The sequence below is a fragment of the Planktothrix pseudagardhii genome (genome assembly GCF_904830925.1).
Classification (GTDB): Bacteria; Cyanobacteriota; Cyanobacteriia; order Cyanobacteriales; family Microcoleaceae; genus Planktothrix; species Planktothrix tepida.
The window spans coordinates 4,268,616-4,280,660 of record NZ_LR882967.1 but is presented as its reverse complement, the minus strand read 5'-3'; the positions used below and the strand labels follow the sequence as shown (position 1 = coordinate 4,280,660).

At 40.5% G+C, this 12,045-nt stretch carries 10 protein-coding genes; 7 read left to right on the top strand and 3 right to left on the bottom strand.

What is annotated here, in order from left to right:
- Positions 1–41: 41 nt before the first annotated feature.
- On the bottom strand, positions 42–1,427 hold the full coding sequence (gene glmU / locus NMK36_RS18215) for a bifunctional UDP-N-acetylglucosamine diphosphorylase/glucosamine-1-phosphate N-acetyltransferase GlmU (protein WP_072719655.1): 1,386 nt from the start codon (positions 1,425–1,427) through the stop codon (positions 42–44).
- Between the two features lie 61 nt (positions 1,428–1,488).
- The gene (locus NMK36_RS18210; protein WP_072719654.1) at positions 1,489–2,361 is read right to left on the bottom strand and encodes a tRNA (5-methylaminomethyl-2-thiouridine)(34)-methyltransferase MnmD; all 873 of its coding nucleotides are present in this window, start codon (positions 2,359–2,361) and stop codon (positions 1,489–1,491) included.
- Between the two features lie 289 nt (positions 2,362–2,650).
- On the opposite strand from NMK36_RS18210, the gene NMK36_RS18205 reads away from it, so the two are divergent.
- The 6 genes from NMK36_RS18205 to NMK36_RS18180 all read left to right on the top strand — a co-directional run bounded on the left by NMK36_RS18205 (position 2,651) and on the right by NMK36_RS18180 (position 8,547).
- The gene (locus NMK36_RS18205) at positions 2,651–3,481 is read left to right on the top strand and encodes a sulfurtransferase (protein ID WP_072719653.1); all 831 of its coding nucleotides are present in this window, start codon (positions 2,651–2,653) and stop codon (positions 3,479–3,481) included.
- A gap of 134 nt (positions 3,482–3,615) precedes the next feature.
- The gene (locus NMK36_RS18200) at positions 3,616–4,443 is read left to right on the top strand and encodes a thiazole synthase (RefSeq protein WP_072719652.1); all 828 of its coding nucleotides are present in this window, start codon (positions 3,616–3,618) and stop codon (positions 4,441–4,443) included.
- A 65-nt stretch (positions 4,444–4,508) separates the two neighbouring features.
- Entirely contained in the window at positions 4,509–4,679 is a 171-nt protein-coding gene (gene psb34, locus NMK36_RS18195) for a photosystem II assembly protein Psb34 (RefSeq protein WP_139295065.1), read from the top strand.
- Between the two features lie 222 nt (positions 4,680–4,901).
- Positions 4,902–6,851 carry a tetratricopeptide repeat protein gene (locus tag NMK36_RS18190; protein WP_072719651.1) on the top strand — a complete coding sequence of 650 codons (1,950 nt, stop codon included), beginning with the start codon at positions 4,902–4,904 and terminating at the stop codon, positions 6,849–6,851.
- Positions 6,852–6,960: 109 nt separating this feature from the next.
- A complete protein-coding gene (locus tag NMK36_RS18185) occupies positions 6,961–7,656 on the top strand; it encodes a response regulator transcription factor (protein ID WP_072719650.1) in 696 nt (231 codons plus the stop codon).
- A gap of 210 nt (positions 7,657–7,866) precedes the next feature.
- Positions 7,867–8,547, top strand: coding sequence for a response regulator transcription factor (locus tag NMK36_RS18180; protein WP_072719649.1), 681 nt, complete (start codon positions 7,867–7,869; stop codon positions 8,545–8,547).
- A gap of 178 nt (positions 8,548–8,725) precedes the next feature.
- Here the strand turns inward: NMK36_RS18180 and NMK36_RS18175 are convergent, their stop codons facing one another.
- Complete coding sequence (locus tag NMK36_RS18175) at positions 8,726–8,944, bottom strand: DUF2811 domain-containing protein (RefSeq protein WP_254174342.1); 219 nt, start codon at positions 8,942–8,944, stop codon at positions 8,726–8,728.
- 1,061 nt (positions 8,945–10,005) lie between these two features.
- On the opposite strand from NMK36_RS18175, the gene NMK36_RS18170 reads away from it, so the two are divergent.
- Complete coding sequence (locus tag NMK36_RS18170; protein WP_072719647.1) at positions 10,006–12,018, top strand: sensor histidine kinase; 2,013 nt, start codon at positions 10,006–10,008, stop codon at positions 12,016–12,018.
- The last annotated feature ends 27 nt before the right edge of the window (positions 12,019–12,045 follow it).

Sequence of the window (12,045 nt, the reverse complement as noted above, 5' to 3'; positions counted from 1 at the left end):
AATGGGGAATTACGAATTACGAATGGGGAATTGGGTTAATATTATTCTGGGGATTCTAAGCGCCAACCGGGTTTAATCACTTGACGTTCACGAGCAATGACTAAACTATCATCAGGAACATCATCAGTAACAACAGAACCCGCCGCCACCGTCACATCAGTTCCCAAGGTTAGGGGGGCGACTAAAACACTATTTGACCCGGTTTTAGTTCGATCTCCAATAGTTGTGCGATGCTTTTTCACCCCATCATAATTAGCCGTAATTGTTCCCGCCCCAATATTAACTTTATCTCCTAATGTGGCATCTCCCAAATAGGATAAATGGACAATATTTGTGCGATTTCCCACCTCTGCATTTTTCAATTCTACAAAATTTCCGATGCGACAGTGTTCACCGACTTTTGCATGACCCCTTAAATGGGCATAAGGCCCTATGCGGGTTTCATCCGCAATAACACTATCAGAAACAACGGAAAACTGCACCGTGACATTTTTTCCAATCTGACTATTTTCAATTAAACTTCCAGGGCCAATGCGACTTCCCGTTTGAATAATTGTGTTTCCTCGTAAGTGAGTTTGCGGTTCAATAATCACATCGGGTTCTAACTGTACCGTATCATCAATTGTGATACTATCGGGGTCAATTATGGTGACTCCGGCTGCCATCCACTTCGTTTTAACCCAATCTTGCAAAACATGATAGGAATTCGCCAAATGTTGGCGACTATTAATCCCTAAAATTTCTCGATAATCATCCACATCCACCGCCATCACTTGATCCAAAAGATGAACCGTATCTGTGAGATAATATTCCTGTTGATCATTATCGGCTTTGAGGTGGGGTAAAATTTCTGCTAATTTCGGCCAATTAAAACAATAAACTCCCGCATTAATCCGATGATTTTGGCGTTGAGCATCGGTACAATCTCGTTCCTCAACAATTTGCTTGACTAAATTTTGACTATCACAAAATACCCGACCATATCCTTTAGGATTAGGTAAATGGGCGGCTAATAAAGTCGCTGCATTTCCGTGTTCTTTGTGAATTTTAATTAACTGTTCTAAAGTGTCAGGGCGTAATAAAGGAACATCCCCATTTAAAACCAGTAAATCTCCTGTAAAGTCTGTTAAACAGGGGAGTAATTGTTGAATCGCATGGCCTGTCCCTAATTGTTCGATTTGTTCAACAAATTCTAAAGCTGGTGGATGATTTTGTCCGTTTGCAATAGCATCTGTTTGTTGAAGAGAATCGCGGACTAAATCAGCACCATAGCCCACAATTACTAATCTCCGAGAAGGTTGCAGCCGAACACAACTTTCTAAAACCCGTTGAACTAAAGTACGTCCCCCCAATTCATGCAAAACCTTGGGAAGGTCAGATTTCATGCGAGTTCCGCGTCCCGCCGCTAAAATTGCTACCGCTACCATCTACCGTTTTGGTGTCAACTGTGAGTAATAGACACGATAAATCGCATCTTAATCCATCTTTTCACAAGATGGACTGATTGCGCCATCGTTTCTTCCAATGGGATGTGGGTTCTAGGGGGGAGATGTCTTGTTCGGCTTGGCGACGGAGGATAATCACTTCCGCCGTATCGGATAAACTGGGATCTCGATACGGGATGGCGGCGCGGGTTTGCAGATGTTCCTGTTCTTGGAGAGACAGAGGCGGTAAACCCTCAAAACTGGCGATTGTTCCTGGTGTGCGCCTACCCACTGGAGAGGTAGAACCAATGTTTAATCCCGCGTCCAGTAAAGCCCTTCTGACCGCAGCCGAACAGGAATAAGTGGCTAACTGTCCCTGGGGTTTGAGACATTGGCCAACTAGAGTTAAAAATTCGACTGTCCACAATTGGGGACAATGGGGCGGGGAAAAGGGATCAAGAAAAATTGCATCGGCTTTAAACCCAGAATGATGAACAGTTTGAATGGTATTTCGAGCATCTGCAATCCTTAACTCAGCATTCAATAATTCTGTTTTTAGATAATAATTTTGGGCGAGTTCTTTTAAAATTTCTTGAATATAATTAGGATAGTCATTCAGTAAATTAAACTCTAGGGTTGCTGGCGGAATTCTGGGATCAAATTCTAAGCCGATCCATTCAATTTTGCAGTTAGGATTAATATCCCAAATCGCGGTTAAAGCCGCGGCTGTATTATAACCCAAACCGTAACAAATATCAAGCAAAAATAAAGAAGATTTTTGGGCTTTCTTTCTTAATTGTAAGGGTTCAACAAATTTGTGTTCTGCTTCCTGTTTCGCCCCAAAATGACTATGGAATAATTCTCCAAATTCCGAAGAGAAAAACGTAAACGAACCATCAGCCGTTAATTGGGGTATTAATCCTCTATTTTCTATCATTTTTTCTCCTCTGTAGGGTGTGTAAGTGCAGCACAGGCACTATCTAACTATTTATAATAACCATTCATGCTTGATTAGACTGTTCTTTTCAGCTTCGAGATCATCTTCACGCGCCCTATCGGGTTGAGCATTAGCCATCATAACGTTTTTCCTGATTTCTGTAAAAAAGATTAAACTCATTCTATTTAAGAATCCGATATGATAATTATAAAATAAATTCCCCTGATTAAGTAGTAAGCCCTTCAGGGCTACCCATGAACCTTTAAATCACATTATTATCAATATTGCCATGACAGAACCCCAATTAATTGTTTCCCCAGAATGGTTAGTAAACCATCTCGAAGATTCCAATATCGTCATTGTAGATTGTCGATTTTCCTTAGCAAATCCCCAACTCGGTCAACAACAATATCAAGACGGTCATATTCCGGGTGCTTATTATTTAGATTTAGACCAGGATTTAGCGAGTCCGATTCAAAAACACGGCGGACGTCACCCCCTACCCAACCCAGAAAAACTTGCTGCGAAATTATCAGAAATTGGCATAACTTCTCAACAAACCTTAGTTGTAGCTTATGATGATTCTCGATTCGCTTTTGCTTCGCGGTTGTGGTGGTTGCTGCGTTATTATGGACATGAAAAAGTCATTTTATTAGATGGTGGATTTAGCCAGTGGAAAAATTCGGGATATCCGATTAGTTCGGAAATTCCCTCAGCCCAATTCGGACAATTTACACCGCAAATTCATCCCGAAATGTTAGTTAATATTGAAACGGTAAAAGCCCGAAAAGATTTACCCGGAGTTGTGGTTGTAGACTCCCGTGAACCGGAACGTTATTTAGGAAAAACCGAACCCATTGATCCCATTGCTGGGTGTATTCCGGGGGCGGTTAATTATCCTTGGCAAGAGGTGACAGAACCCACCGGATTTGTTAAAATCAATGAACAATCTCAACGTTGGGAAAATATTAAAGAGGCTGAAGAAATTATCGTTTATTGTGGTTCAGGAGTTACAGCTTGTGTCAATTTATTATCCTTAGAATTAGCTGGAATTCATCACGCCAAACTGTACGGAGGAAGTTGGAGTGATTGGTGTTCTTATTTAATCGAAGAACAATAATAATCCATTAGGATTTTTGAAGATTAACTTCAAAAATCCGAGATAATTGATCGGTTTTTCCCCAGTTGAATTACAATAAAAGTTGAACGATAAAATAAACCGATTTGAACAATTTAGATTCAGGATTAACACGGATGCAAACCCTAGAAAAACCAACCCCATCTCTTCTGGATACCCCCTTAACCATTGGGAGAAAAACCTTTAAATCTCGGTTAATGACGGGAAGCGGGAAATATCGCAACCTCCAACAAATGCAAGATAGTATTGCAGCGAGTGGCTGTGAAATTGTCACCGTTGCTGTTAGACGAGTCCAAACCCAAGCTCCCGGACATGAAGGATTAGCTGAAGCCATTGATTGGAATAAAATTTGGATGCTTCCGAATACCGCCGGATGTCAAACCGCCGAAGACGCCATTCGGGTAGCCAGATTAGGGCGGGAAATGGCAAAATTATTAGGACAGGAAGACAATAATTTTGTCAAATTAGAAGTGATTCCTGATAGTAAATATTTGCTTCCTGACCCGATTGGAACCTTAGAAGCCGCCGAACAATTAGTGAAAGAAGGCTTTGCGGTGTTACCGTATATTAACGCCGATCCACTCTTAGCGAAACGATTAGAAGAAGTTGGCTGTGCAACGGTAATGCCATTAGGATCTCCCATTGGTTCAGGACAAGGAATTAGGAACGCTGCCAATATTGCCATTATTATCGATAATGCCAAAATTCCGGTTGTTGTGGATGCGGGCATTGGTGCGCCCAGTGAAGCCACATTAGCTATGGAAATGGGGGCGGATGCGTTATTAATTAATTCAGCGATCGCTTTAGCCCAAAATCCAATCGCTATGGCAAAAGCGATGGGAATGGCTACCGAAGCCGGACGTTTAGCTTATCTGGCCGGACGCATCCCTGTTAAAACCTACGCTGAAGCTTCTTCCCCCTTAACAGGTACAATTACCAGTTAATGTTTCCCTTTTGTGTAAATTTTTGTTATGGTTGATCCCAGATAGTAATCTATGGATTTTTACTCATGCCTTATACAAAAGAAGAGGGTGGACGCCTAAATAACTTCGCGGTGGAACCTAAAGTTTATACAGCCGAACCCCCGACCAGTTCACAAAAACGGAATTATCTGATTGCGGGTATTGCCGGGATTGTCTTAGTGGGGGGTTTAGTCGTCCTCGCTGCTTCCATATCCTAAAATATCAACGTTTCAGTCCAGGTGGGTTTTGGGAATTTTTTTGTTAATCTCAAAGATACAATTGAACTCGTCCTTATGGAAAATAGGGAATTTTAAGAGTAGGGGCGGGTTCTGTGAAAATTTTTACTATTCTTAAATAACCGTTAAAAAGTCGCCTCCTCCTGAGCCAGAACAACTTGATAGAAGAAAAGAAGTAGAGGTGTAATGGCTTAATGATTGACAATGGCGACGAGCAACAATTCTTCCATTCTATTCTCGGAAACTGATCAGCAAACTTATCATCGTTTACAACAGGCGCTACGTTTACAACTTCGCCATCAAATTTTTATTGCGGTTTGTGATAACTTAAAGTTGCGGAATTATCTGATACTCCAATTAGAAAAAGATTTGTTAGCCAAAAATCAGACAGTCTCAACCGCGCAACACAGTTTAAATTCCCCGCTTTTCTCACCCTTAATTAATTTAAAACTGGATTTAAACGATCCTAATCCCTTTGAAGCAATTACCCAATGGTATGCTCAAAATTCATCTAATTCTGACCCTAAATCTTTGCTCGGATTTCAAATTTTAGGCGTTGAACATCTCACCCGCCAACCTCCGGCGATGCAATGGTCATTTTTACGGCATTTACGCACCCTAGAACAGCATCTTGAGAGCTTAGAATGTAGCTTAGTGCTGTGGATTTCTTCCCCTTGGTTATGCTGTATCCAACAATCTGCACCGGAGTTTTGGCGCAGACGAACCGGAGTGTTTCACTGGATGAGTGATCCAACCCCCAGTGATTTAGAATCAGAGACGATTCCCTTAGATTCTCCTGGGGTTGCTGCACACCGAGACGAGACAATATCTGATCCTTTAAAACAACTCCTGGATCAGATTCAGCACCTGCAACGACAGTCCGACACTTTCTCCCTGCGCCAAGCCTATCGCCAATTAGGAACAATTTACCGCGATCGCATTTTAGCTGGAGAAAATTCAGAACTCAACTACACCCTTGCCATTCAAGCCCATGAAAAAGCCTTAGAGATTGTCCCAGAAACCGAGTTGTTGTTAAATCATTCCCCTAATTCGATTGATATCTGTAATGACTTAGGAACCTTGTATTGGATGCGATTTCGCCAACGAGTTCCAGAGAAACATTCTTCAGCCGATGTGGTTTCCGATTTAGAACAAAGCATTATTTTCTATCAAAATGCTTTGATGAAAATTAACCCCGAAGTTCAACCCCACCTGATCATCAAAATCCAAAAAAACCTAGGAACAGCCTACAGTGATTTAGCCACCCTACGAGATCCCATTGAAAACTTAGAACAATCCTTGATTGCCTATACAGAAGCCTTATCTTGCTTCAAGCTGAACAACAGTAAAATTGATGCTTCTGACATCCAAGATTATGCCACGATTCAAAATAACCTCGGAACCACCTATTGGAAACTCGCCCAACAAACTCACCCCATTCCTCACCTCAAAGCCGCCATTGCTGCCTATACTGAGGCGATGGAATTTTATACCCCGCAACAAGACCCCCTCAACTATGCCCTCCTCCAAACCAACTTAGGAACCGCCTATTGGACACTCAGCCAATATCAACCCTCAGCTAAATTGCTCCTGCAAGCTATTCATGCCTATCATCAAGCCTTAACCTATCGCACCAGCGCATCAGCCCCCATTGCCTGTGCAGCCACCTATAATAACTTGGGCATAGCCTATTGGCATTTAGCCAACCACTATCAGAAGTCAGAGATTCGTGCTAAATTCTTTAAAAGGGCAATTGCAGCCTATCAAAAGGCGCTCTCAATTGCATCCGCTCTGAGTCCAACCCAACTCACCTTTGATCCGTTAGCGACTCATAATAACCTAGGGCTTACGCATTACCAGCTTGCCACAGACTCGAACTTCCCCCTGAGCAAAGCTACTCGAATTTCTCTATTAGAAGTCGCACTCAAACACCATATTCAAGCTGATATTAATGGGTCTAGTCAGCTAGAAAAACAACGGCCAACAGAGGGTGTTATCCCTAACTCAAAGATCACCGAACATCATCAAACGACGTTGAGTTATTTGCTCAGAACCATTCGCGCCTTCTACAATGAGTTTGGGTTACAGGGACAAAATCAGGCTTTATCTCAAATTCCAGGTCATCTACTACCTGAAATATTACGCGCTCTGTAACGCAATACAACTAAATTGACATTTTGTTAGGTGTAGGTTCAACTTTTCCATTAACATTGAGATGTCTATTTAGTATTCTTGCTCAACCTTCTGCTCGATATGGGTGGTTATGGCATCTGCAAAGATTCTCGTGGTCGATGATGATCCGGCAATACGGAACTTAATTAGTCGCTATCTCAGCCAACAAGACTATCAAGTTGACACGGCGGGTGATGGCCATTCGGCATTGGAAAGGTTTGAACAGTTCAATCCTGACTTAGTAGTATTGGATCTCAATTTACCCGATACCACAGGTTTAGCATTATGCCGAGAAATGCAAAGTCGAACCAGTGTATTTATTTTAATGCTAACCAGTGAAAAAGATCCCAAACTCGGGTTAAAGGAGGGAGCAGATGACTTTGTAACAAAACCCTTTGATTTAGAAGAGTTAAACCTTCGCATCAAAGCGATTTTGAAGCGTCAACGAACTCCGGTACAAACACAACCCAAAAGTTTAGTTTATGGGGATTTAACCATTGATCCTAATCGTCGTGAGGTTTATATTCGGGGTGAAATCATCCCACTGAGTGCATTAGAATTTGATTTGCTGTATTGTTTAGCTCGTAAACCCGGTCGAGCTTGGCGACGGGCTGAATTATTGCAAGAAGTATGGGATTATGAGTATGAAGGAGAGCAGCGCGTCGTTGATGTTCATATCGGTCAGATTCGTAAAAAAATCGAACCTGATGCGGATAAACCTTCTTTTATTAAGACTATTCGGGGTGTGGGATATATGTTTGATCGACGCACCACAGAACGTCAATAATTAAAGATAATTATCATTAATTGTTAACGGTTTGTAGGTGAACATAATTGTCCAATTCAAAGGGGAGCTACTGATATTAAGGTTTTGAATATTATCCTCTTTTATACCCTCTATTCATTCTGAGGAAATGAGGACAAAATTCAACTCTTTAATGAGTATAAAAGTGTTTAGCTTATCCTTTTAGTCACCTCTTCGTTTAACCCTCTTGTTATGACATCGGCAAAAATTCTTGTAGTTGATGATGATCCGGCAATCAGGAATTTAATTAGTCGCTATCTTAGCCAACAGAACTACCAACTGGAGGTTGCATCCGACGGCGATTCAGCGTTAAAGGCATTTGAACAGTTCAACCCGGATTTAGTGATTTTAGATTTGAATTTGCCCGATACCACAGGTTTAGCATTATGCCGAGAAATGCAAAGTCGAACCAGTGTATTTATCTTAATGCTAACCAGTGAACAAGATCCTAAACTGGGGTTAAAACAAGGAGCAGATGACTTTGTAACCAAACCCTTTGATTTAGAAGAATTAACCCTTCGGATTCAAGCCATTTTGAAGCGCCATCGCTCAACATCTAACAAAGAACGTCAGAGTTTAACCTATCGAGATTTAATGATTGATCCTAATCGACGAGAAGTTTATCTTAAAGGTGAATTAGTCACTTTAAGTGCGTTGGAATTTGATCTGCTATATTGTTTAGCGAGTAAACCGGGTCGAGCTTGGGAACGCAAAGAACTATTACAAAAAGTTTGGGGCTATCAAGATGAGAGTAGTGAAGGGGTACGGGTGATTGATGTTCATATTGGTCAAATTCGGAAAAAAATTGAACCCGACCCTAAAAATCCTTCCTTTATTCAAACGGTTAGAAGTGTTGGTTATCGATTTGATTGATTGATGAGTAAACAGTTGTCAAGGACTCTCTACTCAGTCTATCCCCCGGAACCGAAAGGGTGCACCTGTTGATGCAACACCTTAGATTCGATCCGGATGCCGACAAAATTAGGTAATGGTTTCTTTATCCCCCTGTTGCTGATTCACCTGAAACAACTGCACAGAAGTATTTTTCTTCCTAAGACTGAAATAGGGTTTCCTGATAAACACGAGCCGCTTGATGATAAGTGCTCGATGCTTCTGGGGTGTTGCTATTTCCATTCTGCAACAAAAAAAGCGACAGGGCTGCGGAAAAAACCCGATCTTGATCCCAGTCTGGGTGGGTCTCCAGATAGCCCTGGAGGGATTCGTGCAGCGTTTCAGGAATTTCGGTCAAGATGCTTACACTTGTGTTCATGAAACTGCTCTCATCGGTGTTGGTACAGGACAATGCACAATTTCAACATCAGGGATGGGTTGGGACTCAATTTCCCCCTCAGCCCTAAAAGTTGAAATTGGGTAGTCGATTCATTTTGTGCGATCTAGGGGTAGGGTTGTCAATGTTGCAAACTGTTACAACCTGTCACGAAGTTTCTATTCAGTCACGAAAGAATCGATATTTGACCTGCTATTTCTGTTACAAAAGTTCATAAACAACTCGTTTTTCTCATCCTTTTCCCTGGGATAGGCAAAATCCCCAATTCCACCAGCAGGCTGCAACCTCACGTCTTCTCTTGTGGAAAACTCTGCTTTACCTGGGGAAAACGTTGCGCTTCACTGTGGAAAACCTGTGGAATCGGTGGGGAAAATTTGCGATAACGATAAGAATTTTAAAGATTGCACAGACTCAACACAGGAGACCGGATTAAAGCTCTAAAAACAGCATCAAATCCAGTTGCAATTCCTGGGGGAGAAAGTCTAGCTATAAACCCCATCAATTAAAAGTATTATTCATTGGATCTGATTCAAAGAACTCATGCGTTAAATTTGAGATTTTTCTGAATAAAAAACAATTTATCTTTGATGATCTATGATCAATTTTTGATCTGTGTCTGAACAGTTTAGAAGATTTCCTGGGGAGCAAAAATCAGATTGCCGTTATAGAGGATCATCAGGGATAACAGATCACGATTAACAGAGAAGTTTTTGTCCTTTGTGGAGCAGCCTCAGAAATTTTCTGGGATCAATTGGGGATAGATGATGAACCGTTGATCTTATATAATAATTAAGACTGAATCAATGAAAACTCTCATGTCCAGTTTTGTAAACGAGCAAATTTAGTGATAAATTGTCAGGGTTTAACCCTAACTCGTGATGATGCTGCAAAACTTGACGCTCAGTCGGTTAGGATAGGGATCTGTTTTTTTAGATCTGATGGATTCAGATCGGTTAAAGTCAAAGCATCATTGATCCATTATCCAGGGAACTGCTCTGTGCTGTTCACCCTTGCCACCTGTCTCCTGTTTCCTATCTTCTACTATGCCCAAGCTACGTCAATCTTCATTTCGCCGGATTCTACTGACGCAGATTTTACTGCTTAGTCTTCCTGTGCTGCTTGTGGGAGAGTATGTTACTTATAGAAAAGCTCGTTCTGGTTTATTAGAAACAGCCCGTTTTAATTTAACAGAGAGTGCTACTAAAAAAGCACAAACCCTTGAGGAATGGACTGCTTCTATCCAGTCTAATTTGAGGATTGCAACGGACAATATTGTTTTACAATCAGGGAAAACTCAACAGTATTCTGTTTTTCTTTCCCAGCTTAAAGGGCAAATGTTTCCTGTGGTCAATTGTCTACAATTGACTAATCTGCAAACAGAACAAGTGGTTGCGAGTACCTGTGGAAAACAGCCCATCTATTCTATCCCTAAAAATTTCTGGCCTTTACAAAAGCCTCAAAACTCTCAGATTTATATTAATTATTTAGCTCCTGAAGTAGATTCACAGCAGTCAGATTGGCAGAATCAAGTTAGATTAGTATTTAGTTCTCCAGTTTATATTAATCAGAATAAAAATAAAAGCGTATTAAAATATGCGTTAAGTTTGCAATCAACCTTATATTTAGAAGCCAAAGATCGTCCTAAATCTTTAACAGGATTTACAGTGATTATTGATCAAGGGGGAACTATTATCAGTCATCCTAACATTGATCAAGTGGGGCGAAATATTGAAGAAGAAACAGATTCTGATCGATTAAATAACTTATTATCTAATGCTTTAGCAGAGAATAAAAATTCTTATATTCATTTATTTTCTTTTGATAAATCCGGTCGGGAACTTTTAGCAGGATATGATGCAATTCCTAGCCCAATTACCCAAGAAAAGGATAATCAGTGGGTGGTTTTAGCGGTTGTTGATTTAGACGATGCTTTATCAGGATTAAGAGATATTAAGTCTTTGTTAATTTCATTAATTTTATGTTTGGTTATTGCCAGCATTATTGCAGCCCTTTATATTTCCAGAGATTTAGCTTATCCATTAGAAAAGTTGAGAGATTATGCCCTCAAAGCTAATGATTTAGATGCTCCGGGTAATGTTCCTCGAAATCTTAAAATTCGAGAATTTAATCAATTAGCTGAAGCTCTGAATACAATGGTCGGGAGTCTTAGAGCAAGAGCGCAAGCTTTAGAGTATGCGTCCAAAGAAGCCAAAGTTGCTAATCGATTGAAAAATGAATTTTTGCGAGTTGTTTCTCACGAATTAAGAACCCCTTTAAATGGGATTATTAATTCAATTAACTTAATTCAAGATGGATTTTGTGATACCCAAGAAGAAGAGGACGATTATCTTCAAATTGCCTATGATTCCAGCAAACATTTATTAAATTTAGTTGATGATATTTTAGATATTGCTTTAATTGAAGAAGGCAAGTTGTCGGTCATGCTTGAACCAACGGATTTAGAACAAACCCTGAAAGATGCGGTGAATTTAAAAATGGTAGATATTCAACAAAAAGGCTTAACCATTGCTCTACCCATTCTAAATAAACCGATTATTGTTCACGCTGATCCTGATAAGTTAAAACAAGTTTTTATTAATATTATTGACAATTGCGTCAAGTTTACGAAGTCTGGAGGAATTACAATGGCAACCTGCATTGAATCTATCTCAAATTCCCCCGAAAATTCTGATACTAATCCTTTTGAAATAACGGAAGATGAACCCCGCTCAAAATCCGCTTTAATCCGGTATCAAGTTATGGTAACAATTAAGGATACGGGAATTGGAATTGCGCCCGAACAACAGGAAAAAATCTTTCAACCGTTTGCGATGGTGGATGGTTCAACGACACGGGAATTTGGGGGAATTGGATTAGGTTTAGCGATTTCCCGGAGTTTAATGCAAATGATGGGGGGTTATATTGTTCTCGATAGTGCGGGATTAAATCAAGGAACAAGTGTGATGATTGGAATTCCTTTGTCCGATACTGATGTTAAATCGCCGGAAAATCAAGATTCAATTTCTCCTCCTAAAGTTAACTCAGTTTCAACTTAGGAATGAAAAATCAATAACTTGTAAATG